Source organism: Rhizobium sp. BR 315 (assembly GCF_050577975.1).
Taxonomy (GTDB): Bacteria; Pseudomonadota; Alphaproteobacteria; order Rhizobiales; family Rhizobiaceae; genus Rhizobium; species Rhizobium miluonense.
Map to the genome: position 1 here is coordinate 12,536 of NZ_JARWKZ010000020.1, position 26,576 is coordinate 39,111.

General features: G+C 60.2%; 25 protein-coding genes. 19 read left to right on the forward strand and 6 right to left on the reverse strand.

The window, feature by feature from the left end; translation table 11 throughout:
• The first annotated feature begins 10 nt into the window (after positions 1–10).
• The 13 genes from flaF to QD409_RS19395 all read left to right on the forward strand — a co-directional run bounded on the left by flaF (position 11) and on the right by QD409_RS19395 (position 10,831).
• Positions 11–358 (forward strand): flagellar biosynthesis regulator FlaF, encoded by a 348-nt coding sequence (gene flaF, locus QD409_RS19335; protein ID WP_004114928.1) that lies wholly within the window; start codon positions 11–13, stop codon positions 356–358.
• Positions 355–807, forward strand: coding sequence for a flagellar biosynthesis repressor FlbT (flbT, locus tag QD409_RS19340; protein ID WP_092851325.1), 453 nt, complete (start codon positions 355–357; stop codon positions 805–807). The genes flaF and flbT overlap by 4 nt, the downstream gene beginning before the upstream one ends.
• The gene (flgD, locus tag QD409_RS19345) at positions 795–1,295 is read left to right on the forward strand and encodes a flagellar hook assembly protein FlgD (RefSeq protein WP_430763384.1); all 501 of its coding nucleotides are present in this window, start codon (positions 795–797) and stop codon (positions 1,293–1,295) included. Before flbT ends, flgD begins: the two co-directional genes overlap by 13 nt.
• A 31-nt stretch (positions 1,296–1,326) precedes the next feature.
• Positions 1,327–1,593: a flagellar biosynthesis protein FliQ gene (gene fliQ, locus QD409_RS19350; protein ID WP_004114921.1), complete on the forward strand. Its 267-nt coding sequence runs from the start codon at positions 1,327–1,329 to the stop codon at positions 1,591–1,593.
• 151 nt (positions 1,594–1,744) lie between these two features.
• Positions 1,745–3,832: a flagellar biosynthesis protein FlhA gene (gene flhA / locus QD409_RS19355; RefSeq protein WP_092851317.1), complete on the forward strand. Its 2,088-nt coding sequence runs from the start codon at positions 1,745–1,747 to the stop codon at positions 3,830–3,832.
• A complete protein-coding gene (gene fliR, locus QD409_RS19360; protein ID WP_092851313.1) occupies positions 3,829–4,581 on the forward strand; it encodes a flagellar biosynthetic protein FliR in 753 nt (250 codons plus the stop codon). Before flhA ends, fliR begins: the two co-directional genes overlap by 4 nt.
• 72 nt (positions 4,582–4,653) lie before the next feature.
• The gene (locus tag QD409_RS19365) at positions 4,654–5,073 is read left to right on the forward strand and encodes a hypothetical protein (RefSeq protein ID WP_092851311.1); all 420 of its coding nucleotides are present in this window, start codon (positions 4,654–4,656) and stop codon (positions 5,071–5,073) included.
• 115 nt (positions 5,074–5,188) lie between these two features.
• Positions 5,189–5,782 carry a rod-binding protein gene (locus QD409_RS19370; protein WP_092851307.1) on the forward strand — a complete coding sequence of 198 codons (594 nt, stop codon included), beginning with the start codon at positions 5,189–5,191 and terminating at the stop codon, positions 5,780–5,782.
• 13 nt (positions 5,783–5,795) lie between these two features.
• Complete coding sequence (locus tag QD409_RS19375) at positions 5,796–6,164, forward strand: hypothetical protein (protein ID WP_092851303.1); 369 nt, start codon at positions 5,796–5,798, stop codon at positions 6,162–6,164.
• The gene (locus QD409_RS19380; RefSeq protein WP_430763385.1) at positions 6,161–6,688 is read left to right on the forward strand and encodes a hypothetical protein; all 528 of its coding nucleotides are present in this window, start codon (positions 6,161–6,163) and stop codon (positions 6,686–6,688) included. The genes QD409_RS19375 and QD409_RS19380 overlap by 4 nt, the downstream gene beginning before the upstream one ends.
• Positions 6,689–6,957: 269 nt before the next feature.
• Entirely contained in the window at positions 6,958–7,794 is an 837-nt protein-coding gene (locus QD409_RS19385) for a WecB/TagA/CpsF family glycosyltransferase (RefSeq protein WP_430763386.1), read from the forward strand.
• A gap of 99 nt (positions 7,795–7,893) precedes the next feature.
• The gene (locus QD409_RS19390; protein WP_430763387.1) at positions 7,894–9,816 is read left to right on the forward strand and encodes a succinoglycan biosynthesis transport protein; all 1,923 of its coding nucleotides are present in this window, start codon (positions 7,894–7,896) and stop codon (positions 9,814–9,816) included.
• A gap of 115 nt (positions 9,817–9,931) precedes the next feature.
• Positions 9,932–10,831: a bifunctional methylenetetrahydrofolate dehydrogenase/methenyltetrahydrofolate cyclohydrolase gene (locus tag QD409_RS19395; protein WP_430763388.1), complete on the forward strand. Its 900-nt coding sequence runs from the start codon at positions 9,932–9,934 to the stop codon at positions 10,829–10,831.
• A gap of 107 nt (positions 10,832–10,938) precedes the next feature.
• On the opposite strand, the gene QD409_RS19400 is transcribed toward QD409_RS19395, so the two are convergent.
• Positions 10,939–11,970, reverse strand: a complete 1,032-nt coding sequence (locus tag QD409_RS19400) for a substrate-binding domain-containing protein (RefSeq protein ID WP_092851373.1) — start codon at positions 11,968–11,970, stop codon at positions 10,939–10,941.
• Between the two features lie 312 nt (positions 11,971–12,282).
• Here QD409_RS19400 and QD409_RS19405 point away from each other — a divergent pair, with 312 nt between their 5' ends.
• The 6 genes from QD409_RS19405 (at position 12,283) to QD409_RS19430 (ending at position 19,297) form a co-directional block, all read left to right on the forward strand.
• Entirely contained in the window at positions 12,283–13,644 is a 1,362-nt protein-coding gene (locus QD409_RS19405; protein WP_430763389.1) for an ABC transporter substrate-binding protein, read from the forward strand.
• Between the two features lie 122 nt (positions 13,645–13,766).
• Positions 13,767–14,783, forward strand: a complete 1,017-nt coding sequence (locus tag QD409_RS19410) for a carbohydrate ABC transporter permease (RefSeq protein ID WP_430763390.1) — start codon at positions 13,767–13,769, stop codon at positions 14,781–14,783.
• A gap of 1 nt (position 14,784) precedes the next feature.
• Positions 14,785–15,939, forward strand: a complete 1,155-nt coding sequence (locus QD409_RS19415; RefSeq protein ID WP_430763391.1) for a carbohydrate ABC transporter permease — start codon at positions 14,785–14,787, stop codon at positions 15,937–15,939.
• Positions 15,940–15,975: 36 nt separating this feature from the next.
• Positions 15,976–17,628, forward strand: a complete 1,653-nt coding sequence (locus QD409_RS19420; RefSeq protein ID WP_430763392.1) for an alpha-glucosidase — start codon at positions 15,976–15,978, stop codon at positions 17,626–17,628.
• Between the two features lie 23 nt (positions 17,629–17,651).
• Entirely contained in the window at positions 17,652–18,743 is a 1,092-nt protein-coding gene (locus QD409_RS19425) for an ABC transporter ATP-binding protein (RefSeq protein WP_430763393.1), read from the forward strand.
• A 200-nt stretch (positions 18,744–18,943) separates the two neighbouring features.
• On the forward strand, positions 18,944–19,297 hold the full coding sequence (locus tag QD409_RS19430; protein WP_430763394.1) for a hypothetical protein: 354 nt from the start codon (positions 18,944–18,946) through the stop codon (positions 19,295–19,297).
• Positions 19,298–19,494: 197 nt separating this feature from the next.
• Here the strand turns inward: QD409_RS19430 and QD409_RS19435 are convergent, their stop codons facing one another.
• The 5 genes from QD409_RS19435 to QD409_RS19455 form a co-directional block, all read right to left on the reverse strand.
• Positions 19,495–20,865, reverse strand: coding sequence for a metallophosphoesterase (locus QD409_RS19435; RefSeq protein ID WP_430763395.1), 1,371 nt, complete (start codon positions 20,863–20,865; stop codon positions 19,495–19,497).
• A gap of 89 nt (positions 20,866–20,954) precedes the next feature.
• Complete coding sequence (gene edd, locus QD409_RS19440; RefSeq protein WP_430763396.1) at positions 20,955–22,772, reverse strand: phosphogluconate dehydratase; 1,818 nt, start codon at positions 22,770–22,772, stop codon at positions 20,955–20,957.
• Between the two features lie 178 nt (positions 22,773–22,950).
• Positions 22,951–23,649: a 6-phosphogluconolactonase gene (gene pgl / locus QD409_RS19445; RefSeq protein WP_430763397.1), complete on the reverse strand. Its 699-nt coding sequence runs from the start codon at positions 23,647–23,649 to the stop codon at positions 22,951–22,953.
• A 17-nt stretch (positions 23,650–23,666) separates the two neighbouring features.
• Positions 23,667–25,142 carry a glucose-6-phosphate dehydrogenase gene (gene zwf / locus QD409_RS19450; RefSeq protein WP_092851276.1) on the reverse strand — a complete coding sequence of 492 codons (1,476 nt, stop codon included), beginning with the start codon at positions 25,140–25,142 and terminating at the stop codon, positions 23,667–23,669.
• 132 nt (positions 25,143–25,274) lie between these two features.
• A complete protein-coding gene (locus tag QD409_RS19455; RefSeq protein WP_430763398.1) occupies positions 25,275–26,573 on the reverse strand; it encodes an FAD-dependent oxidoreductase in 1,299 nt (432 codons plus the stop codon).
• Positions 26,574–26,576 lie beyond the last annotated feature (3 nt).

Below are 26,576 nucleotides of genomic sequence, written 5' to 3' on the forward strand. Positions count from 1 at the left end.
GGATGCATGAATGTATCAGTTCTCATATGCGGAAGTCATGCAGGATGCAGTGGCCGACGCCAAGGAGCGAGAACGGCAAGTTCTGGACCGGTCGATAAATCTTCTTTCTGCGGCCCGTGATGCGGAGAAGTACGGCCGCGAAACGATCGAAGCTCTCTATTATACGCGGCGCGTATGGGTGAGCTTCGTCGAGGACCTCAAAAGTCCGGAGAACCAGCTCAATGTCGAACTGCGTGCCAACCTAATCTCGATCGGCATCTGGATTCTGAAGGAGTGCGATCGGATCCAGCGGCGCCAGTCGGTAAATTATCAAGGCATCATAGATGTCACCACCATCATCAGGGATGGACTTAAATGAAAAGTACGCTTCGTATATCGCTCAAAGCCGGGGAAAAGATCTTTATCAACGGGGCCGTTCTGCGCGTCGATCGCAAGGTTGCTCTGGAGTTCCTGAATGATGTGACATTCCTGCTTGAGAACCATGTGCTCCAGCCCGAGGATGCAACGACTCCGCTGCGCCAGCTTTATTTCATCGCGCAGATGATCCTCATCAATCCGGAGGGCAAGGATCAGTCGACGGCGATGTTCCGCAAGTCGATCGTCATGCTGCTGTCGTGCTTCAACAATGAGGAAGTGCTGGCCGAGCTGAAGCGCATCGATGGCCTCGTCGCCACCGGCCGCGCCTTCGACGCACTGAAGGCGATCCGCGGGCTCTATCCGGTCGAGGACAATATTCTGAACAATCAGGAAATGCCGGCGGCCACGATCGAGCATATCCGCCGGGAGATCGCTCCATGGCAGCGGTAAACGCCGTTACCGGCGCGAACGGCAGCTCTTCGAGCAACTCCTCGAACACAGCCGCAACTGCCGCCACAAGCGCTACCCTGAACTATAATAACTTCCTGCAGCTTCTCATCGCGCAGATGAAGAACCAGGATCCGACGAGCCCGATGGACGCCAGCCAGCAGATCTCTCAGCTGGCGAGCTTCTCCCAGGTCGAGCAGCAGATCCAGACGAATTCGCATCTGCAAACGGTGCTGCAGAACCAGTGGATCTCGCAGGCGTCCGATTATATCGGCAAGCAGATCATGAGTGCCGACGGCAAGACGACGGGTACCATCAAGGAAGTAACCGTCTATACGGACGGTGTCATCGCCCAGACCAATGCCGGCGACAAGATCCTGATCCAGGCCGGCGTAACGATCGCTCCTGCGGGCACGACCATTGATAAGCCGCCCGCTTCGACGGATACTAGCAGCAGCGATTCGTCGAACACGGGTTCGACCGGCAGCTAATGAGTAGCCGCTGAACAAGGGATGACGTGCCATGAATGAAGCCGATGCGTTGGATATCTTCCAGGCGGCGATCTGGACGGTGCTTGTGGCTTCCGGTCCGGCGGTTCTTGCCGCCATGGTCGTTGGTCTGGTAATTGCCTTGATCCAGGCATTGACTCAGGTGCAGGAAGCGACATTGACCTTCGTGCCGAAGATCGTTGCCGTCATGGTGACGATCGGCGTCACGGCTCCCTTCGTCGGTTCGCAGATTTCGATCTTCACCAATCTCGTCTTCTCGCGAATCCAGTCCGGGTTCTAAACATCAGATCCGATGGCCGAAACGGCTTTCGGATCACGCGCTTTGCCGGCATAAGCCATTCTCGCGCAAGCTTCGCCTTCTAAAGATCGGTTCGAATAGGGCAGGCGGGTCAGCCGTTTGCCTCCTCTCATGAAGAGACGGAAACCGGTCGATGGCACAACCACCCGCACTAGCACTCCCAAAAGCTAATCCTAGCGTCCGTGATATCGGGTTCGCCCTCGGTATCATGGTCATCCTTTGCGTGCTGTTTCTGCCGATCCCGGCGTTTCTGATCGACCTCGGACTTGCCTTTTCGATCGCGCTTTCGGTGCTGATCCTCATGGTAGCGTTGTGGATCAAGAAGCCGCTGGAATTCTCGTCCTTCCCGACGATCCTGCTGATCGCCACGATGACTCGTCTGGCGTTGAATATCGCGACGACGCGCGTCATCCTCTCTCACGGCTATGAAGGGCATAATGCTGCCGGTGGCGTCATCGCCGGCTTTGCCAGCCTGGTGATGTCGGGCGATTTCGTCATCGGTCTGATCGTCTTCATGATCCTCATTACCATCAACTTCATCGTCATTACCAAGGGTGCGACGCGTATCGCCGAAGTCGGCGCCCGTTTCACCTTGGATGCCATCCCCGGCAAGCAGATGGCGATCGACGCCGATCTGTCGGCCGGCCTGATCGATGAGAAGGAAGCACAGCGCCGGCGCCGCGAGCTTGAAGAGGAAAGCTCCTTTTTCGGCGCCATGGACGGTGCTTCGAAATTCGTGCGTGGCGATGCGGTCGCTGGCCTTTTGATCACCTGCATCAATATTTTCGGCGGCATTATCATCGGCTATTTCCGCCACGGCATGCCGATCGGTCAGGCAGCGGATGTCTTCGTCAAGCTCTCCGTCGGCGATGGTCTGGTTTCGCAGATGCCGGCGCTTGTCGTGTCTCTCGCAGCCGGCCTCCTCGTTTCGCGCGGCGGTACGGCCGGCTCCACCGACCAGGCTGTCATCAATCAGCTGAGCGGCTATCCGCGCGCGCTTGCCGTCTCGGCCGTCCTGATGGGCATTCTCGCCGTGATGCCCGGCATGCCTTTCCTGCCTTTCGTGTTCCTTGGCGGCCTGCTGGCTTCCGGCGCTTGGTTCATTCCGCGCCAGATCGAAGCCGAAAACAAGCTTCGCCGTGATGCCGAAGAGCAGAAGGTGATGCAGACGAAGGAGATGGAGAAGGATTCGGTCAAGTCCGTTCTGAAAACGGCCGAGATCGAGCTGGCCCTCGGCAAGATCGTCTCCACCCGCCTGCTTGGCGCCCACCAGGAGCTCGCCTTCCGCGTCGGCAAGATGCGCAAGAAGTTCGCAACGCAGTATGGTTTCGTCGTGCCGGAGATCAAGGTGGTCGACGACATGGCCATTGCCGACAAGTCCTATCAGATCCGCATCCACGGCACGACGATCGCCTCCAACATGCTGCGCGTCGGCGAAGTACTTGTGGTCACCGGCTCTGGCCGCAGGCCGACCGTTCCGGGCGACGAGATTCGCGAACCCGCTTTTGGCATGCCTGCTGTCTCCGTCCTCGAAGCGTTCGTCGACGATCTGAAGCGCGAAGGCTTCCAGCCGATCGACAACGTCTCCGTCGTGCTTACCCATATGAGCGAGGTTATCCGCAACAACCTGCCGGCGCTTCTCTCCTATAAGGACGTGAAGATCCTGATCGAGCGGCTCGACCCGGAATATAAGAAGCTGGCAGACGAAATCTGCTCCTCACATATGTCCTATTCTGGCCTGCAGGCCGTGCTCAAGCTCCTGCTTGCCGAGCGCGTATCTATCCGCAACCTGCATCTCATTCTCGAAGCTGTGGCCGAACTTGCGCCGCATGTGCGCAAGACCGAGCAGATCGTCGAGCATGTGCGCGTGCGCATGGCCCAGCAGCTCTGCGGCGATCTGGCCGACAATGGCGTGCTGCGTGTCCTGCGCCTCGGCAGCAAATGGGATCTGGTCTTCCATCAGGCGCTGAAGCGCGACCAGAAGGGTGAAATCGTCGAATTCGACATCGACCCGCGCAGCCTCGAGGAGTTCAGCGAACAGGCAGGCAAAGTTATCCGTGAATACATGGACAGAGGCATGCCCTTCGTTCTTGTCACGTCGCCGGAAACGCGCTCCTATGTACGCATGATCATCGAACGCCTGTTCGCGACGCTTCCGGTTTTGTCGCATGTGGAGTTGGCCAAGGGGATCGAGATCAAGATTCTAGGTTCGATTTCATGATAACTGACCCCCAGGGGACCATTCTGGCGCTGTTCGTCGCCTTCTGCCGCATCGGCGGCTGTATAATGGTACTCCCGGGGTTCTCGTCGGGCCGCGTGCCGACGCAGATAAGGCTGCTTCTCGCCGCGGCTCTGTCGATGGCCATTCTGCCGCTGCTCTGGAACACGATCTACCCGGCGGTGGCGAACAGCGGCGCAAGCTATATCGTCTTGATCTTCACGGAGACGATCATCGGCCTGATGTACGGCATGATGGCCCGGATTTATACGCTGGGCTTGCAGTTTGCCGGCACGGCCATCTCGATGCTGATCGGCTTCAACGCGCCAGCCGGTGCGGATTTCATCGAAGATTCAAGCGAGACTTCGTTGACCAGCTTCATCAGCTTTTGCGGGCTGATGGTTCTCTTCATCCTGGATTTTCATCATTATGTTCTCCAGGCGCTGGTCGATTCCTATTCCGTCATCCCGTTTGGCGGCCATATCGAGCCGCGCGCCGCGCTGATTTCGATCACGGATACGCTGGCAACCACCTTCTTCATCATGTTGCGGTTGTCGAGCCCGTTTCTGCTTTACGGTCTGATGTTCCAGATTTCGATCGGCTTCATCAACAAGCTGGCGCCGCAAATTCCGATCTATTTCATCTCCACGCCGTACCTTCTGATGGGTGGCTTGTTCATGCTTTATTGGAGTATCGCGGCGGTGATCAATCAATTCTCCAATGCGTTCCTGACCGTCTTCAACGGGCATTAGCCCATGAGCAGGATGGCCGACAATCACACTTCCGAAGTGGCCGGGGACAGTCGCATGGTGGGCAGGTAGGCGATGGCGGAAAGAAACCGTTCTGAAAAATTGAAGCGCCTCGTCGCGGTGCAGCGTCATCTGGAGCGGATCGCCGAGAACGAGCTTGCGGATACCACACGCCAGCGCCTGGAAGTGACTGAGTCGATGGAAAGGGTCATGGATGCCATCGGCTCGGTCGATCCCGTGCACATGGCATTCTCCATCCATTATGCCGAACGCTACGGTCGCCTGACCATCAAGGATCAACAGCTGGAAGGCATCCAGACAATGATTCAGATGAAGGTCCAGCAGGAGCGCACCAAAGCCGAACGGCTGGAAGAACATATGAAGGATGCCCGCGCGCTCGAAGCCCGCGAGGCGGATGACAATGCGGTCTACGACGTCATCGACCAGCACTTCGCCGGCGCAACGCCAGCCTCCAGCAAGGTTCAAAATTCATAATCGCCACAATCATGGAGCATCGGGTTGCCCGCTTGCTCTGACCGTTTGATTCGACATGCCCCGCGATCGTTGCATCGAGTTTTTGGGAGCGTGCGATAGCAGAAGGAGACGTGACGTGGCTATTTCGCCTCCGAGTGATTTGGTCCTCGATGTCGTCAAGGCCGCCAATCCGGCCGATGTCGAGGTTGCTCAGGCCAAGCTCGCCGCCAACAGAGCTGCCTTTGCCGCCACCAGCCTAGCCGAAAACGGCAATGGTTTCGGTGCGACTGTCGACGCGCTGAATAGCGCTGCAACGCAGGCCGGCCTCGGCAACGCCAATACGCATGCCGCGCAGACGAAGGTGCCGCAGGCCTATCGCAAGTTCGAAGCCATGGTGCTGCAGAACTTCGTGAAGAACATGCTGCCCAATAGCGAGACGCTCTACGGCAAGGGTTCGGCCGGCGAGATCTGGAAGGGCATGATGGCGGAGCAGCTGGGCAATACGCTCGCCAAGGACGGCGGCGTCGGCATCGCCGAGAAGATGTACAAGGAACAGGTCGACAAGATGCGCAACAGCGGCGTCGTCAACGCAACGACCGATGAGAACGACAAGAAGATGGCACTCAGCGCCATTACGGATTTTCAACGCAAGACGCTTGCGGCAACTGACGCCACCGACGGCGACAGTAGCATTACCAATCATAATACGCTGACGTCCCAGAAAGCATAAGCGAGGTAGCAACATGGAAGTGATGTCACAGGACTATCGGATCAAATCCGTCCTTGGCCGTCTGGAGATGATTATCGACAACGAGAACAACCGGATCGGCACCGACCCGGAATTCGATCTGAAGGTGTCGAACGCTCACAAGAGCCGCTGCCTTTACGAACTGTCGATGCTGTTTCGCGATACGGAACCGGCGGATCTCGCCGTTGCGCATGTCGAGCAGCTACATGGGCTGAAGAAGAAGCTGGTGGTGAATGCCCGCCGCGTGGAAGCTCATCTTGAGGCCGTGCGCGCCGTTGCCGACATTCTGAAGAATGCCGTGCAGAATGCCGACACCGATGGCACTTATTCGCAGGAACAATTCCGCGTCCGTGAGGCTGGATGATCAAGCTCGTGCTCACCGGCCTTTGGGTCTGCGCGGTAACATTGGCTTCGGTCTATTTTTCGGTGCAGACGGCGACGGCGCCTGCGATCAGCCCTGATGATGCCAAGAAGGCGCAGCAGGAACTGGTCAAGGGCGAATCGATCAATGTCCCCGTTATCGCCAACGGCCAGGTGACCGGCTATTTCCTCACCCGCATCTCCTTCATGATGGAGAAAGGCAAGGCATCTGCGCTTCAGATACCCTTGCCGGAACTGACGACCGACGAGCTCTTCTCGCTGTTGGTCGGTAACAAGACGATCGACATCGGTCATGCGCAGAATTTCGACGTTGCGGCTTTTCGCAGCGATCTGAAAAAGCGGATGAATGAGCGGCTCGGCGGCAACTATGTCGCCGAGGTCCTGGTCGAACAGCTCGACTATCTCTCCAAGGAAGAGACCCATGGCGGGGAAAGCATCGGCAAGAGGACGGTCAAGCCGGTAAAGATCGTGCAGGACGCCGCAAAGAGCAAGGTTCCGGTCGAGTAGTATCATATTGGTGCACCCTGTCGCATCAGCAGCCGTTCCGGACGAGGAGTGGCGGCCGGCCAGTGGTTCGCGGCCGTTGCCATGCTTAACGAAAGCTTGCAGCATTCAGACAATTGCAGCTTTTTATCCTAACAGAAGCTTGGGATTGCTTTGCTATAAACACCTCCTGGCAATGCCTCTATCGTCGCCGAGCCGGTGACCAGCATAGGGGCAGGAGCTTGCATTACCGGCGCCTGTCGTGTCGACGACGCCGGCAGGAGGTTGTTGGATTGAACAAGGTTGCTGATTTCGCCGCCATCGCGTCACGCCGCATGATCTTCGATCTGCCTGTTTGCGATCTCAATTGGGAAGATGCGCTGCCCTTCGTCAATGAACTCGCGTCCCTGCCGGTCGGACAGACCTCGATCTCCTTCGTCAATGCCCACAACATGCTGGTGATGCTGCGCGATGAAAGCTATCGCGAGGTGCTGGAGCGCAACCTTGTTCTGCCCGATGGCGTCGGTCTCGATATCGCTTCCCGCGTCGCCCATGGAGAGCCGTTTCCCGCCAATCTGAACGGCACGGATTTCGTTCCGGCGCTGTTGACCTTCATGGAGCGGACGAAACGCATCGGCCTGCTGGGCGGCCGTCGCTCGGTCGTCGAAAAGGCGGCGGAAAAGCTGCGGCAGCACGCGCCATGGCACGAATTCATCGTTATTTCCGACGGCTTTTTCGATCCGGAGAAGAGCGATGCCGTCACGGCGGAAATTAGCCAGCAAAAGATTGACGTCCTGATCGTCGGCATGGGAACCCCCTTGCAGGAAAAATGGGTTGCCGAACATGTCGGACCGCAGCATGCGCGGCTGGTTCTGACCGTGGGCGCGCTCTTCGATTTCGTCTCCGGTACCGTGCCGCGTGCGCCAGCATTGGTGCGGGCAGTCCGCGGCGAGTGGCTGTTTCGCCTGGCCTTGGAGCCGAACAGACTATGGCGGCGCTATATGGTCGGCATACCGCTTTTCTTCTATCAGGTCGTCCGGCATCAGTTCGGCCGCAAGGAGCGGATCGATCGTGCGGAAATGCCTCAAGCGAGGCCACGCCTCATACCGCCAAACAAACTGGCGAGCTGACGCTGCGGGCACAGGCGTTAACCCTTTCTTTGGTATGAAAGTTTAGAGTGGGTTAACCATTTGCGTCGGTCTCTGACCGCGCGTGCGAGATGATCCGCCATGTTTGAAAGCAAAACCAGGACCGGATTCTACCCTGACGAGGCGGAAACCTTCGAGGTTTCGCAAAGGTCGGGTAGGCGTGCTATTTCCGTTCGCATCGACGATGACTTTCGCAGTCGCATTGGTCTGCGCGCGGCCAATTCCGACGACCCGCGCGATGCCGAATTGCGCGCGATTCTGCGCAGAAGGCTGAATGGCGATCCCTATCCGGTATCGGGTGGAAAGACGCTGCAACCGGGAGAAGTTCCGCAGCACCAGCCACTAGCCGAACAGATCGGCAGTATCTTGAGCCATCGGTACAGGGAGCGCGAACCCGCAGCCGGTCGGCCGTCGGAGCCGGTCCCCGATCTGCTGGAATTCGTGCCCGACCTGCTTGAAAACGAGCCGCTACAGCCGTTCTCCGAGCCGGTTCTTCCCGATCCGATGCGCCGCCGCCGCAACTGGTCCCTCAGCTTCCGCTCGCTGGGCTTTATCGTGGCAACGGCGCTGGCAGGAGCGGCCATTCCGACAGTGCTCGCGCCGCCGCCGCTTTACATGTCGCAGGCATTTCTGCATGCCGAAGGCGAGGGCAGGGTACGTCAATCCGTGCTGGACATAGCGGCGAAACGTGCAGTCGCTCCATCAGCGCTTTCCGATGTCGTCGCCAGGCTGAAGCTTGATCGCGATCCGGAATTCACCGGCAGCCGCGCGGGCGCTGTCGGGGTCGCCGTAGAGCTGCTGTCGGGCAACGGCAATGCCTCGGATGCGCCGTCGCGCGCGCAGGCAAGTCTTCGCAGGAACGTCACCGTCGGCATCGACGATGCGACCGGCCTCCTGCGGCTGACGGTCATGTCGGGCGATCCGGTCAGGTCCGCCGACATCGCCAATCGGCTGGCCGTCACCACCGTCTACGATTCTGCCGTCGCGCAGGCGGCCGCAATCCCAAGCGCCGGCGATACGGCAAGCGGTCGCAGCCGCAAGGAACTCGATCGTGCCTCGGCCGCGCTCGCTGATTTCAAGGCGCGTTACGGCGAAGACAAGATCGCAGCCGCCTTGGCAATGCAGGACCAGCGTCGGCAGCTGGACAGTGAAATCAAGGCGGCGGATCTGGCGGTGCGCAGCGCCCGGGCAAATGCGTCCGCGGCCAAATCTGCGACGCCTGCGTCCCTGCTGAGCGGTGCCTTGCCGGCAGATCTTGCTCCCGCCGGTTTCGATGATCTGCGCAGCCGCTATAGCGCCGCAAAGGCGCAGCTCGCCCAGCTTTCGACGCAGCTCGGTCCGCGCCATCCGCGCCTGCTCGCGCAGCAGGCGACGGTGGACGATCTGACCTCCAGCATCCGCAATCAGCTGCAGCGGCTCGTCGTCAGCAGCGACGCAGCGCTGAAGGCTGCGCTTGAAAAGCAGGAAGCTCTCTCCGCGCGGATGACCGCTCTCAGTCAGAAGAGCATCGATGTCGATATCGTCCGTCTCGCGCAGTTGCAGGATGCAGTCGCCGCCGCGCAAAGCCGCTATGAGGCCGACCGGCAGAATGCGGCTCTGGCTCCGTCGGACACCAGGGCGCCAATGACGGTGATTTCGCAAGCCGTCGCAGCCGCTGCCCCCATCGACGATCATCTCGCGGGTAATCAGGCTGCCGGCTTCCTGGCAGGCTTCGGCCTGTCGCTCTGCCTGGTTTTCCTGCGGAAATGGCTGGCCGGCGTCACGCAGGCCGAGGACCACGCAATCGTTGAGACCGCCATATCGAGGCCTGTCTCTCAGCACGAGATCGAGCCGGCATTCCTGCCGCTGCCCGATCTGACCCACGAGGCCCCCGCAGAACCGATGCCCGAGGCAGAAGCCCACACGGCCGCTAAGGATGAATGGCTGCGCATCAGGCAGGAACTTGCGGAACTGCGCTCGAAGGTCCAGACCTATGCCGCGCACAGGCATGCCGGTCTCGACTGATCGGCCGCCGTTTCTCCTTGCAATTACCGCTTTCAGACACCATAGGGCGTTGGCAGGCAATTCCGCCAGGCCGATGATTTGTAGATTGGCGTCGAATTCATATCGGGAGACCAGCGTGACGACAGTGATCGATGGCAAGGTTGCAGCGGCTTCGGTAATCGAGGCGGTGAAGAGTGCGGCGGCGGGACTTGAGAAGGAGACCGGTGTGAAGACCGGACTTGCGGTCGTCATCGTCGGTGACGATCCGGCGAGCCACACCTATGTCGGCGCCAAGGGCCGCATGGCCAAGGAATGCGGCTTCAATTCCATCCAGCACACGCTGCCGGCCGAGACGACGCAAGAGGCGCTTGCAGGCCTGGTACAGTCCCTGAACGAGGATCCGTCCGTCCACGGCATTCTGGTGCAGCTGCCATTGCCGAAGCACCTGAATTCCGATGCGATCATCCAGTCGATCCGGCCGGACAAGGATGTCGACGGGTTGCATGTGGTCAATGCCGGCAAGCTCGCCACCGGCGATCTTGCGACCGGGCTGATTTCCTGCACGCCGGCCGGCGCCATGCTGCTGGTGCGGCGCATCCATGGCGAGGATCTGTCGGGCCTCAACGCCGTGGTCATCGGCCGCTCCAACCTGTTCGGCAAGCCGATGGCGCAATTGCTGCTCAATGCCAACGCCACAGTGACGACAGCGCATTCGCGCACCAAGGATCTGGCAGCCGTGGCGCGTGGTGCCGATATTCTGGTGGCTGCCGTCGGCCGGCCGGAGATGGTCAAGGCTGATTGGATCAAGCCGGGCGCAACGGTGATCGACGTCGGCATCAATCGCATCGATGCGCCGGAGCGCGGCGAGGGCAAGAGCCGGTTGGTCGGCGATGTCGCTTATGCACAGGCGTCCGAAGTCGCCGCTGCGATCACGCCGGTGCCGGGTGGCGTCGGGCCGATGACGATTGCCATGCTGATGGCCAATACCGTCATCGCCGCTCATCGCGCCGCAGGCAAAAAGCCACCGAAGTTTTGAACAAGGCTACTCCAGAAAAAGCGCCGAGCGGTTTTCCGTCCCTAATTGCGTAAACGCAAAGAGGGAGCGGTTCGGAAACCCCGCGAAGGGCTGAACCGCTTTCGACATCAATCGGCCGGCGCAACGCCGGTCGAGGCGCGGACGATCAGCTCCGCCTTCCACAATTCCTGTGCCGGAAACGTCTCAGTACGCTTGATCTCGCCGATCAGGCGCTCGGCGATGCGCACACCTGCGGAGCGCAGCGACGAGCGCGTCGTCGTCAGCGGCACGGTGAAGTTTTCCGGCTTGAGCAAGGTCAGCACGTCGTCATGGGCGATCATCGAGATGTCTTCGCCGAGCTTGAGCTTTGCCTGATTGATGGCGCGAACGGCGCCGAGCGCCAGCACTGTACTGGAGCAAAGCACCGCAGTTGGCCGCTGTTTCTTCTCCATCTGTAAAATGCGCTCCATCACGAGCAGCCCCTGCTCGTCGGTCATCGCCGTGTGACTGACGCACGCCTCGTCCAAAGCCAGGCCGCGTTCGGCAAGCGCCGCCTCGACGCCGTTCTTCCGGCGAATGGCGAAATCGAGATAGATGGGGCCGTTCAACAGGGCAAAACGCTTGTGCCCGAGCTGCAGCAGCAGCTTCGTCGCTTCGTAGAACGCGGCTTCGTTGTCTATGTCAAGGAAGGGGTAATCCGGCTCCGAGCCGATGGAGCGCCCATGCACGAGGAAGGGCATGGAGAGCGTCTTCAGCATCTCCAGGCGCGGGTCGTGGCCGCGCATGTAGTTGACGAAAAGGGCATCGACATTGCCGCTGGCCGCTAGCCGCTTCAAGGCGCCGACCTCATCATTCGGGTCTGCCGGCGTCAGCACGAAATGGAAGTCATGGCGCAGCGCTTCCTCGCCAAGGCCGGTCAGGAACTCGCTGAAATGCACGTCTGAAGAGTTGCCTGGCGACGTCGGCATGACCAGCCCGATCGACCCGGCCTTGCCGGTCGCAAGTCTCTGTGCCGCCTTATTGGGCCGGTAGCCTGTTTCCCGAACCGCCTTGAGGACACGCTCGCGGGTTTCGCGATTGACCTCCGGATATCCGTTCAATGCTCGGCTGACTGTCGTCTGCGACAGCCCCAGCATTTGCGATAGCTGTTTCAGATTCACGGCTTTCGGCTCCTCCAACTCCTCACCTGCTAAGATGCCAACGCAACCTCCCGAGGCGTCCACGGCTTCCAAAGCGCTTTTAATATTTAGCAGGCGGAGCGCTCGAGACAAGATAATTAACAAGGATATTGGTGCTTATTTTATGCTGCAGTGCGAGATTTGCGGTGTATATTAGCCGAAAACTGAAAATCGCTTGACTTTGTCCCGTCCTCAATGGATGACAGAGGGCAGCCAAAGCGCTTTGAGGAATGGAGCGCGCAGCACGGAAGCGTGTTTGGGCTCATGGATTTCATTGTTTGGGAGGACAACCACATGAAGAAATTGTTTTTGATGACCGTTGCCGCTGCGGCCCTGATGGCTGGTACGGCCATGGCTGCCGATCTGAAATTCCAGCCCGGCCAGGATTCCAAGTTTAACTGGAAGAGCTACGACGAATTCAAGGCTGCCCACGCCGATCTGAAGGGCGAGACGCTGACCATCTTTGGTCCCTGGCGCGGCGAGGACGAAGCGCTCTTCACCAGCGTCCTGAACTACTTCACCGAAGCGACAGGCGTGAATGCCAAATATTCGTCCTCGGAAAACTATGAGCAGCAGATCGTCATCGACACGCAGGCCGGTTCTCCGCCGAACGTTGCCATCCTCCCGCAGCCGGGCCTGCTCGCCAACCTCGCAAGCAAGGGCTATCTGACGCCGCTCGGCGATGATGTCGCTTCGTGGATCAAGACCAATTACGGCGCCGGCGACAGCTGGGTCGGCTATGGCACCTATAAGGGCAAGGACGGCAAGGACGCCTTCTACGCCTTCCCCTACAAGGCCGACCTGAAGTCGCTGGTCTGGTATGTGCCCGAGAATTTCGAGGAAGCCGGCTACAAGGTTCCCACAACGATGGAGGACCTGATCAAGCTTTCGGACCAGATCGTCAAGGACGGCGGCACGCCCTGGTGCATCGGCCTCGGTTCGGGCGGCGCCACCGGCTGGCCGGCAACCGACTGGGTTGAAGATCTGATGCTGCGCCTGAACGCGCCGCAGGATTATGATCATTGGGTCGACAATACGCTGAAGTTCAACGATCCGAAGGTCGTTGCCGCCATCGAGGAATTCGGCAAGTTCTCCAAAAACCCGAAATATGTTGCCGGCGGAGTTGCAGCCGTTGCCTCGACGGACTTCCGCGACAGCCCGAAGGGTCTCTTCTCGGTGCCGCCGAAGTGCTACCTGCATAAGCAGGCTTCCTTCATTCCGTCCTTCTTCCCGGAAGGCACCAAGCTCGGCCAGGATGCGGACTTCTTCTACTTCCCGCCGTTTGCCTCGCATCCGGAACTCGGTAAGCCGGTCGAAGGTGCCGGCACGCTGGCGACCATCACCAAGGATTCGAAGGCTGCCCGCGCCTTCATCCAGTTCCTGCAGACGCCGATCGCCCAGGAAGTCTGGATGGCGCAGTCCGGCTTCCTGACGCCGTACAAGTCCGTCAACACGGCTGCCTACGCCAACGACACGCTGCGCAAGGAAGGCGAAATCCTGACCTCCGCCACCACCTTCCGCTTCGACGGTTCTGACCTGATGCCGGGCAAGATCGGCGCAGGCTCGTTCTGGACCGGCATGGTGGACTTCGTCGGCGGCAAGTCCGCACAGGATGTTGCCGACGGCATCCAGAAGTCCTGGGACGCCATCAAGTAAGACATCACAGCCCAACCGCCGCCGGCAAATTGCCGGCGGCGCCAATAGCATCCAACGGCGCGCTGTCGCGCTGCCGATGTCGGACGGGTGGCCTCAAGCAGGTAAATTCGGGGAGGGAGTGAATGTTTTCGCAGATCCTATCGGCGATTGGCGCCATGATATTCGGTGTTGCCTTTTGCGCCGCTTATTTCTGGTTCTCCAACAAGTTCTTGGACCTGATCTTCCCGGCAAAGGAGGGGGCCGACGTTCATAAGGCGGCCGTCAATCTTCGGCGCCGCGGCCTCATCCGCCCCTGGCTGTTCCTGGGGCCGGCGCTGTTCCTGCTCATCGTCTATCTCGTCTATCCGGTCGTGGCGACGTTCATCCTGTCTTTCTATGGACCGGATGGTAACAAGTTCGTCGGCGGCGCCAACTATCTCTGGGCCATCAACGACACCGAATTCCGCCAGTCGATCTTCAACAACATCCTCTGGCTTGCCGTCGTGCCGGCAGCCTGCACCTTCTTCGGTCTCGTCATCGCGGTCATGACCGACCGTATCTGGTGGGGCAATATCGCCAAGGCCGTCATCTTCATGCCGATGGCGATCTCCTTCGTCGGCGCCTCGGTCATCTGGAAATTCATCTACGAATACCGCGGCGGCACCGACGCACAGATCGGCCTGCTGAACGCTGTAGCCCAGCTTTTCGGCGGCACTCCGGAAGTCTGGATCACCATTCCCTTCTGGAACAATTTCTTCCTGATGGTCATGCTGATCTGGATTCAGACCGGCTTTGCCATGGTCATCCTGTCGGCGGCCCTGCGCGGCATTCCGGAGGAAACCATCGAAGCGGCCGTCATCGACGGCGCCAATGGCTGGCAGATCTTCTGGAAAATCATGGTGCCCCAGGTATGGGGCACGATCGCCACCGTCTGGACCACCATCACCATCCTCGTCCTCAAGGTTTTCGACATCGTTCTCACCATGACCAACGGTCAATGGAATACGATGGTGCTCGCCAACCTGATGTTCAACTGGCTGTTCCGAGGCGGCGGCGACAGCGGCCGAAGTGCCGTCATCGCACTCATCATCATGGCGGCGGTGACGCCGATCATGATCTGGAATATCCGTCGCGCAAACGCAGAAACGAAGGGGCGCTGATATGATTGGAAATCTCGGTCGTATCGGCCCCGCCCGCATCTTCGTCCATGCCGTAGTGTTGCTCATCGTCCTCCTCTGGCTTCTGCCGACGCTCGGCATCTTCGTCACCGCTATCCGCAACAAGGATCAGATCGTCGTCTCCGGTTGGTGGACTGCCTTTGCAGGTTCCTCGCGCACGACGGCTGCCCGTCTCGACGGCCCGGACAAGGCGAAGCCGGATGGCGCGAATTTCGTGATATTAGGCAATCTTGCCGTCGAAGGCGGCGGCAAGATCCAGTCCTTCGGTCAGCGCGTGCAGGAGCCGGCCGCCTATAAGGTTGGGGCGCCAGCAGAGCTGGAGAAGGGTGAGACCCTTACCATCAATGCCGACGGCAGCTATCGCTACCAGAAGAACAGCTCATTCGGAGCCGATGCGCGCGCCAAGCGTGTCTACCTCACAGTTGCCACTCCGCCGCAATTCACGATGGACAATTATCGCACGGTTCTGGCGGGCGAGGGCATCGGTCAGTCCTTCATCAATTCGCTGACAGTGACGATCCCCGCGACTGTCATCCCGATCCTGATTGCCGCCTTTGCAGCCTATGCGCTGGCCTGGATGGAGTTTCCCGGCCGGGCGCTGCTGATCGCACTCGTCGTCGGCCTGATCGTCGTGCCGCTGCAGATGTCGCTGATCCCGCTTCTGCGCATCTATAACGAAATCGGCCAGATCTTCGGCGTGCCGTCGAAAACCTATCCGGGCATCTGGATGGCGCACACCGCTTTCGGCCTGCCGCTCGCCATCTATCTGCTGCGCAACTACATTGCCGGCCTGCCCAAGGAAATCATCGAATCCGCCCGCGTCGACGGCGCCAGCGATTTCGATATCTTCGTCAAGATCATCCTGCCGCTGTCCTTCCCGGCTCTGGCCTCCTTCGCGATTTTCCAGTTCCTCTGGGTATGGAACGACCTTCTGATCGCCATGGTGTTCCTCGGCACCGACAAGGATCATCTCGTTCTGACGGCCGCCCTGAACGCGCTGCTCGGCTCGCGCGGCGGCAATTGGGAGATCCTGACGGCATCGGCCTTCGTTACCATCATTATTCCGCTCCTCGTCTTCTTCGGTCTGCAGCGCTATCTCGTGCGCGGTCTGCTCGCCGGGTCGGTGAAGGGGGGCTGATCCAAAACCGTATCATTCAGACAGGACCCATTCAGCATGAGCATTGCTCCTCAATCGACCCCGGCAGTTGACAAGGACTGGTGGCGCGGCGCCGTGATCTATCAGATCTATCCGCGTTCCTATCAGGACTCCAACGGCGACGGCATCGGCGATCTCAAAGGCATCGCCGTCCGCCTGCCGCATGTCGCGGCGCTCGGCGTCGATGCGATCTGGATTTCGCCGTTCTTCACGTCGCCGATGCGTGATTTCGGCTACGACGTCTCCAACTACGAGGATGTCGATGCGATCTTCGGCTCGCTGGCCGATTTCGATGCGATGATGACGGAAGCCCATCGCCTCGGCATCAAGGTGATGATCGACCTGGTGCTGTCGCACAGCTCCGATCGTCATCCCTGGTTTGTCGAAAGCCGTTCGAGCAAGGACAACCCCAAGGCCGATTGGTATGTCTGGGTCGACGCCAAGCCGGATGGCACGCCGCCCAACAACTGGCTGTCGATCTTTGGCGGCTCGGCCTGGGCCTGGGATCCCACCCGCATGCAATATTACATGCACAATTTCCTGACCTCGCAGCCGGATCTGAACCTGCACAATCCGGAAGTGCAGGATCGGTTGCTTGACGTCGTGCGTTTCTGGCTCGACCGCGGCGTCGATGGTTTCCGGCTCGATACCATCAACTTCTATTTCCACGACAAGGAACTGCGCGACAATCCCGCGCTGGAGCCTTCACGCCGCAATGCCTCCACTGCACCGGCCGTCAATCCCTACAACTTCCAGGAACACCTCTACGACAAGAACCGTCCCGAGAACCTGGAGTTCCTAAAGCGCTTCCGCGCCGTGCTCGACGAATATCCGGCCATTGCCGCCGTCGGCGAAGTCGGCGACAGCCAGCGCGGCCTCGAAATCGTCGGCGAGTACACCTCCGGCGGCGACAAGATGCACATGTGCTATGCCTTCGAATTCCTGGCGCCGGACGCGCTGTCGCCGGAGCGTGTCGAAGAGGTCATGAACGACTTTGACGCCGCAGCTCCCGAAGGCTGGGCCTGCTGGGCATTCTCCAACCATGACGTCGTGCGCCACGTCAGCCGCTGGGGCAATCTGGTCGCCGACCGCGATGCCTTCGCCAAGCTCTATGCGGCGCTGCTGCTGACCCTGCGCGGTTCCGTCTGCATCTATCAGGGCGAGGAACTGGCGCTCACCGAAGCCGATCTCGCCTATCAGGACCTGCAGGACCCCTACGGCATCCAGTTCTGGCCGGAGTTCAAGGGTCGCGATGGCTGCCGCACGCCGATGGTTTGGGACAGCCAGGTCGCACAGGGCGGCTTCTCCACGGTGAAGCCCTGGCTGCCGGTGCCGGTGGAGCATATTCTGCGTGCCGTCAACGTTCAGCAGGGCGACGAGAATTCGGTGCTTGAGCAATACCGCCGCTTCCTTGCCTTCCGCAAGCAGCACCCGGCCTTCGCCAAGGGCGAGATCGCCTTCTCGGAACCGCAGGGCGATGTCCTCATCTACACCCGCAATTATGACGGCGAGACCATTCTCTGCGTCTTCAACGTGAGCCCCGTTGAAGCTGCGGCGACCTTGCCGGAGGGCAACTGGCAGGGATTGACCGGACACGGCTTTACCAGCAACAACTACGGCAACAAGATCGATATTCCGGCCTGGGGCGCTTATTTCGCGCGTCTTGCCTGAGCCTTTGGGAGGAGGAAGAATAGATGACAGGACTTGTTCTGAAGGACATCCGTAAATCCTACGGCAGCGTGCATGTGCTGCACGGCATCGATCTGGAGATCAACGAAGGCGAATTCATCGTCTTCGTTGGGCCGTCCGGTTGCGGTAAATCCACCTTGCTGCGGATGATCGCCGGGCTCGAGAGCATCACGGCGGGCGATATGCTCATTGCTGGGCAGAAGGTGAACGAAGTGCCGCCCTCAAGGCGCGGCATCGCCATGGTCTTCCAATCCTATGCACTCTATCCGCATATGACCGTCTATGACAACATGGCCTTCGGCATGCGGATCGCTGGCGAAAGCAAGCAGGAGATCGACCGCCGCGTGCGCTCTGCAGCCGCCAGCCTGCAGCTCACTCAGTATCTCGAACGCCTGCCGAAAGCACTGTCGGGCGGCCAGCGCCAGCGCGTCGCCATCGGCCGCGCCATCTGCCGCAACCCGAAGGTCTTCCTGTTCGACGAGCCGTTGTCGAACCTGGATGCCGCGCTGCGTGTCGCGACCCGCATCGAGATCGCCAAGCTCAGCGACTCCATGCCCGAGACGACCATGATCTACGTCACCCACGACCAGGTGGAGGCCATGACGCTGGCAGACCGCATCGTCGTGCTGTCCGCTGGCCGCGTGGAGCAGGTTGGCGCCCCGCTCGATCTCTACGAGCGCCCGGCCAATCTGTTCGTCGCAAAGTTCATCGGCTCGCCGGCAATGAACATCATTCCGGCCACGGTGACCGAGACCGGAGCGACGACGACCGTAACGCTGACGGGCGGCAAGTCGGTGACGCTCGACGTGCCGACGGCAGCCTCCGAGAAAGGCAAGACGGCAAGCTTCGGCGTACGTCCGGAAGATCTGCGTCTCGCGACGGGTGACGATTATCTCTTCGAAGGCGAGGTTGCCATCGTCGAAGCGCTCGGCGAAGTGACCCAGCTCTATATCGAAGGTCTGGTCGACGGCGAGCCGATCATCGTCAAGATCCCCGGTATTGCCGATATTCACCGCGGCCGGAAGATGCGTTTTGCTGCCGATCGGCAGAAGCTGCACCTCTTCGACGCCGGCGGTCATTCCTACCGCAAGCAGTAATATAATACCGCTTATGAGCGGCGCCGGCACAGACAAGTATGAAGAATAAAATTCATCTTGAACCGGCGCGCTCAAACCTTCTGTTAAAGACCAGCTGATAATCTCGCTTTCATAATATACCCTAGGGGTTTACTAAGATGGCCGCTTTCAGCAGTGCTAATAATTCGGGTCAGCATTTCCTAAACAAAGAAGAGTCCTTCATGTATGACCGCGAGGTGCGGTTTCGCATGGAAGACACCATGAATGCAGCACGGCTCGAATACACCGAAAAGGGTGTGATGAACCTTGCGTCCCGCCGCTGCGATATCATCCGCATCTCGCAGAGCAGCGCTGTCCTCGCGATCCTCACCCAGTATAATCTGCCGAAGCAGTTCTATCTGGATATCCCGGACGCCCGCATCACCAAGATCGGCTGCGTGCTCATGAAGGTATTCCCCAACAACACGGTGGAAGTTCGTTTCCTGCGTCTCCTCACGGACAAGGAAATGAACAAGATCTTCGTCTACAGCTCACATCCGGCCCATAAGAACCGCGTGCTCGACATCCGCACCTGACACTACCAGGCGCATCGCGAAATTTGCGGCGTAGCCTTCGATTGGGAATGCACGGCGCAAGTGGCAATCATGCGATTGGGAATGGCGAAGCTCCGAGCATGATCCGCAATGACGGTGTTCGTCTCTTGCGGATCATGCTCATCAACACTCAAGAGCGAAATTCCCCTGCGGACTGAAGGGAGGATGCTCTGAAGGCGTTATCCAGCGGCCAGCGCGTCGAGGACCGTCTGCTTCAGCTTCATATCTGCAACTTCCGTGAAAACGAGATCCTCGCGGCCGAAATAGCTCTTCTGATTGATGGCCGACCAATCGTTGCAGACGAGCGTATAGCGCTCCTTCTTCGACGGGTTGACCGGTGCGGCGTGGAGATAATCGCCTGTGCGCGTCGCAAGCGGTATCTCACCCTCCTGATTGCAGCGAGCAAGGATGGCGGCGAGCACCGTCGCATCGATTTCCGTCCGCATGAGCTTGCCGTCGAAACGCACTGACGAGTTGAAGCTGTAGCGGCTGACTTCCCCCTGAAGCAGACCCGCGCCGAACGACGTATGGCCAACGAAGCCGACATCCGCTTTCGCCTTTTTCGCCATCACGTCAGCGACGAACCGTCCCACTTCGTCCACCGTCATCGTCTTGTCGGCTTTGCCGATGATAGCGCGATCTTCGTCCTTCAAATGGCGGGCAAAGACGGCGGCGATGAGATCCTGGAGGGCGGAGGAGGCGGCGCCGGTAGCATCGATATCGACGCGCTGAAGCGCAGCCGCTGCGCCCGCGGCGGCAATGGTCGCGACCGTGATCGCCGTCGACCAAGAGCCGGTGTGAACATAGCGCGTGGCGCCCTGTTCATGGGTCAGGTTGAGGTGGTCGTGCCCGCCAATGATGAGCGTGCCGTCGGGAAGGATCGGCAGGATATCGCGATCCGCGACCACGCCAGCATGGCTGAGCACGATATTGATGCTGTCGCTGCCGAGAATGACAGGCAGATTTTTCTTGGCCCACTCCACCGGCTGCGGAATGTCGAGCATCTCTCGGGTTGCCTTGGGATAGGTTTTGATCGCATCGGTCGCAAAGCCGGCGATGGTGACCGCCTGACCGTCAAGCGTCAGATGGGCGGAGGCTTGCGTGTAGGGTGCGCCGGTGCGCTTGTCGACGATATTGCTGAGGACGGTGACGCCGAGTGCGCGGGCGCGCGTGACGAAATTGGCAAGATCATTGTCCAGATCCGGCTCATGATTGCCGATATTGACGACCGTCGGCGCCAGCTTGGCGAGCGCGGCAAGAAAGGCCCAATCGATCTCGCCACCCGAACGTGAGGCAACGACATTGCCAGACTCGAACAGGTCGCCGTTCAGAACAACGAGATGGCGGCCCTCGTTGGCAGCGACCTGCTTTTCGATCGCCGCCAGCAATTGCCCCATGCGTTCGTAAGCCGAATGCAGATCCGACAAGATGACAACACGCAAAGGCTTCTGCGCCGCTTGGGCAGGCATAGCTGAAATAAGCGCCGGCAAAACAGCGGTGCCGGCGAGAAGTTTCAACGCCTGGCGGCGTCCGAGCAATGACTTGAACATGGATTCCTACCCTTGGGAATTGCAAGCAATGCCCAAGGGATTAGTCAATTCCGTTGTCAGTCCTATGACGCGTTGGTCATAAACTACACTTAAATCAATACGCTAGCGCCCTGGTCCGCCGGCCCTGCAGCGCGGCGGAAGGGGGCGAAGAGCTCGCGGCCCATGCCAAACTCATTTTCCGAGAGGTCGACGACGACGGGCTCGCGCTCGGCCATATCGGCGGCATCGACAAGCACTTCCAGCGTGCCGGCGACTGCGTCGATACGGATGATATCGCCTTCCTTGATGCGGGCAATCGGGCCGCCATCGATGGCTTCCGGCGTCACATGGATCGCGGCAGGCACCTTGCCCGATGCGCCCGACATGCGCCCATCGGTCAAAAGCGCCACGCGGAAACCGCGATCCTGCAGCACGCCGAGCGCCGGCGTCAGCTTGTGCAGCTCCGGCATGCCATTGGCCTTCGGCCCCTGGAAGCGGACGACGGCCACGAAATCGCGGTTCAGCTTGCCGTCCTTGAAGGCCTGCTGCATTTCCAGCTGGTCGTGGAAGATCACGGCCGGCGCTTCGACGATATGGCGCTCCGGCTTGACGGCGGAAATCTTGATGACCGCCTTGCCGATATTGCCGCGCAGCATCTTCAGGCCGCCGCTGCTTTGGAAGGGCGTCTCGATGCTGGCTAGCACCTTCGGGTCGTGGCTCTTTTCCGGTGCCGGCTCGCGCAGGACATTGCCGTCGGCGCCGAGCTTGACGTCGATGGAGTAGCCGCTGAGGCCTTGGCCGTAAACGGTGCGCACGTCGTCGTGCAGCAGCCCTTTCTTCAAGAGTTCCTTGATGAGGAAGCCCATGCCGCCGGCGGCATGGAAGTGGTTCACGTCGGCAAGCCCGTTCGGATAGACGCGGGCCAGCAGCGGGATGATGTCGGACAGCTCGGAAATATCCTGCCAGGTGAGCACGATGCCGGCCGCGCGCGCCATGGCGACGATGTGCATCGTGTGGTTCGTCGAGCCGCCGGTGGCATGCAGGCCGACGACGCCGTTGACGATCGAGCGCTCGTCGATCATCTCGCCGGCCGGCGTGAATTCATTGCCCATGGCGGTGATCGCGAGCGCGCGTTTGGTCGCTTCGCGGGTCAAGGCCTCGCGCAGCGGTGTGCCCGGATTGACGAAAGAGGCGCCCGGCATATGAAAGCCCATGATTTCCATCAGCATCTGGTTGGAATTGGCCGTGCCGTAGAAGGTACAGGTGCCGGGGCCGTGATAGGACTTCGATTCCGCCTCGAGCAGTTCGTCGCGGCCGACCTTGCCCTCGGCATAGAGCTGGCGCACGCGCGACTTTTCGTCGTTCGGCAAGCCCGAGGTCATCGGTCCTGCCGGAATGAAGACGGCAGGCAGATGGCCGAAGGAGAGGGCGGCGATGACGAGGCCGGGTACGATCTTGTCGCAGACGCCGAGGAAGACGGCCGCATCGAACATGTTGTGCGACAGACCGACACCGGCTGACATGGCGATCAGGTCGCGCGAGAAGAGCGAGAGCTCCATGCCCGGCTGGCCCTGTGTGACACCGTCGCACATGGCCGGCACGCCGCCGGCAACCTGGGCGATGCCGCCCACCTCGGCCGCCGCCTGACGGATGATGGCCGGATAGGTCTCGAAGGGCTGGTGCGCCGAGAGCATGTCATTATAGGAGGTGATGATCCCGAGATTGGGCACATGATCCCCCGCTAGCGCCTCTTTCTCGGACGGGGAACAGATGGCAAAGCCATGCGCAAGATTGGCGCAGCCGAGCACGGAGCGCTGCGCTCCCTTTGTCGCTGCATTGCGCAGGCGGTCCAGATAGCGTTCGCGTGTCGGCCTCGAACGCTCGACGATGCGTGCGGTGATCTTGGAAATGCGGGCGTCAGCGGCCATGGTCGATCTGCCTCCGTCTGTTTTGCGCAGTGCCCGTAAGATCGTCTCGATCTGTCCTGGTCGAGGGCATGGCGCGAGGGTCAAAAGTCAATACTTTGCCGGTACGCCCTTGCGGGCGCATGGCGCAGCACATGTTGCTGTGTCTTTCAGGGTTCGAAGACGAGGCCTGTCGGCTGCGTCAGGGAGCCCAATAAATCTCGACCGGAGAGGCGGCCCGACGCAGCATGGCGCGGATCGGCATCTCGGTTTCCTCGCCCGCCGCTTCGGCCTTGGCGAGGACATCCTTCTTGCCTTCTCCCTCGATATGGAGCACCAGCAATCTGGCGTCCTGAAGGCTGGAGAAGGTGAATGTCAGCCGCGGCTCGCCGGCGCCTTCCGCTTCCATCGTGATGATGCCGCGCGGGGTGTTCGGATCGAGTGCGGTCCGGAGATTGCTGCCACCCGGAAAGAAGGAAGCCGTGTGGCCGTCATTGCCCATGCCGAGGATGGCGACATCGAAGGGATGGCCGACAGCCCTGGTTTTTTCCGTGGCGATGGCGGCAGCCTCCTCGACGGAAGCCGCAGCCTGATAGAGCGGAAGGAAGCTGGCGGCAGCCGCCTTGTCCTTCAGCAGGTTTTCCTGGACGAGCAGGTGGTTCGAGCGGGGATTGTCCGCCGCCACGAAGCGTTCGTCGACGAGCGTGATCGTCACCTTGGCCCAGTCGATCGAGCGCGATGACAGCGCCTGGAAGAAAGCCTTCGGTGTGGAGCCGCCGGAGACCGCGATGCTTGCGGAGCCGCGCGCGGCGACAGCGGCCGAGAGGGTCTCGGCCACTTTGTCCGCGAGCTTGCCGGCGAGTTCGGCACCATTGGCAAATGCATGCATGTTCGCTGTCATCGTCATCGTCCCAGGTTTTAGATATCATCGTGCCAGGTGCGGCCGTCACGCTCGATGAGCGCGATAGCCTGGCTCGGACCCCAGGTGCCGGCCGTATAGCCCTGCACCTGCTGTCCTGCCTCTTCCCAACCCTTGAGGATCGGATCCACCCACTTCCATGCGGCTTCCACTTCGTCGCGGCGCATGAACAGCGTCTGGTTGGAGCGCACCACGTCCATCAGCAGACGCTCGTAAGCGTCCGGATTGCGAACGTTGAAGGCCGAGGCGAAGCTCATGTCGAGCGAGACGTTGCGCAGGCGCATGCCGCCCGGACCCGGATCCTTGATCATCAGCGACTGCTTGACGCCTTCGTCCGGCTGCAGGCGGATGATGAGCTGGTTGGCGACGATGCGGCCGGCGGCCTGATCGAAGATGGTGTGCGGAATGTGCTTGAAGGTGATGACGATCTCCGACACGCGGCCGGCAAGGCGCTTGCCGGTGCGGATGTAGAAGGGAACGCCCGCCCAGCGCCAGTTGCCGATCTCGGCCTTGATGGCGACGAAGGTTTCGGTGTTGGAAACGCCGCCTTCCAGCTCATCGAGATAGCCCTTGACCGGGCCGCCAGCCGAAGCGCCGGCACGATACTGGCCGCGAACGGTCGCCTGTTCGGCATTGGAAGCGTCGATCGGCTTCAGCGCGCGCAGCACCTTCAGCTTCTCGTCGCGAACGGCTTCCGAATCCATGGAGGAGGGGATCTCCATCGCAGTCAAGCAAAGCAGCTGCAGGATATGGTTCTGCACCATGTCGCGCAGGGCGCCGGCGGTGTCGTAGTAGCCGGCACGGCCTTCCAGACCAACCGACTCCGCGACCGTGATCTGCACATGGTCGATATAGTTGGCGTTCCACAGCGGCTCGTAGAGAGCATTGGCAAAGCGCAGCGCCATCAGGTTCTGCACGGTTTCCTTGCCGAGATAGTGGTCGATACGGAAGATCTGCTCTTCCTTGAAGACCTTGCCGATCGTGTCATTGAGCTGCAGGGCGGACGCGAGGTCGCGGCCGATCGGCTTTTCGACGACGATGCGGGTCTGCTTCGTGATCAGCTTGTGCTCGTGGATCTTTTGCGAGATGTCGCCGAAGATGCCCGGAGCGACGGCGAGGTAGAACGCGCGGACGCGCTCCTTGCCCTCGTCCAGGATCTTCTTGAGCTGATCCCAGCCGGCATCGCTGCGCGCATCGACCGGCACGTAGAACAGGCGAGCCAGGAATTTCTTGACTTCGGCATCGTCATACTCGCCCTTCTTCAGGTGCTCCTTGAGGGCGGCATCGGCAAATTTACGGTATTCTTCGTTGGAGAGCGCACTGCGCGAAGCGCCGATAATGCGCGTCGGCTCGGAAAACTGGCCTTCGACCTGACGGTGATAAAGGGCGGGCAGAAGCTTGCGTTCCGCGAGGTCGCCGCTGCCGCCGAAAACGACATAATCAAATGGTTCAACGGGAATGATTTGGCTGCTCATGAGCTATCTCTCAATCGGTCTTGGTTGAGGCCTCTTTTAATCTAATCGATTTAAAAAGGCCAGTGTGCATCGCAAAATTCAGACTCGGCTTTTTAGAGCGGATTGCAGGCGGAAGAAATCATCTTCCGGTTTCTAAAACCTGTCGCGCAACGCAAACCACGAGAGCGCCAGGAACAGCAGAGGCGCCCGCATGCGCGCACCGCCGGGGAAGGGCGGGACGTTCAGCTCCTTGAAGAGGCGTAGCTCGTCCGCGTTCCCGAGAACCGTTTTCGCATAGAGTTTACCGCAATAATTTGACAGCATGACCCCATGGCCGGAATAGCCGCCGATGGTGGTGACGCCCGGCATGACCTCGCGTACGAAGGGTTGCCGCGGCATGGTGATGCCGACCGAGCCACCCCAGGCATAGTCGATCTTGATGTCGGCGAGGGCGGGATAGATTTCGGCGATTTGCCGGCGGATGTGCTGCGTTATGTCGCGCGGATTGTCTGATGTATAGGCTTCACGTCCGCCGAACAGCAGCCGCCCGTCCTTCGATTTGCGGAAGTAGCGCACCACGAATCGCGAATCCGCGACCGCCTCATTGCCGGGAATCACGTTCGGAAAGCGATCTAGAGGTTCGGTGGCCCCGATGAAGGAGCGGATCGGCATGACATGGCTCGAGGTCACCGGCTCGAGGTTGCCGATATAGCCGTCGCAGGCGATCAGCACCCGGTTGGCGCTGATGTCTCCGCCATCCGTTTCGATGATGGTCTTGCCGCCCGATTGGCGAAAGGCCTTCGCCTTCGTCATTTCGAAGAGAGCTGCCCCGGCTTCAGCTGCGACACGGGCAAGGCCGATGAGCAGCTTCAGCGGGTGGATATGGCCCGTTCCCATATCCCTGACGCCATAGAGATAGAATTGCGAACCCAGCCGCTCCTGAGTTTCCGCCTGGTCCATGAACTTCATGTGCGGATAGCCGTAGCGGGTCGCTGCAATCTCCGCATTGTCCATGTAGTCGCGTTTGTAGCTGCGCTTGTGCGTGACATTCATCTGGCCGGGCAGGAAGTCGATGTCGATGCCATGATCGGAGGCGAAATCGAGCAGATGGTGCTTGGCATCCTCGGCAAGATCGAAGAGGGCTTTCGAGCGCTCGTAGCCGATCTTCTCTTCCATCTCCTCCGGCCACCAGCGCTGGCCGGTGCCGAGTTGCCCGCCGTTGCGTCCGGAGGCCCCGTCGCCGAAGCGGTTGGCGTCGATCAGCACGACTTCGACGCCGCCCTTGGCAAGATTGCAGGCCGCTTGGAGGCCCGTGTAGCCGCCGCCGACGATCGCGACGTCAGCCCGGCGCGAGCCGTCGAGCTTCGGATAGGTCGTGCGGGGGCCGACGGTCGCCTGATAGAAGGAAAGGCCCGGCGCGATCGGGCTCTGCCATGTTTTCTGCAGCGTCATGGG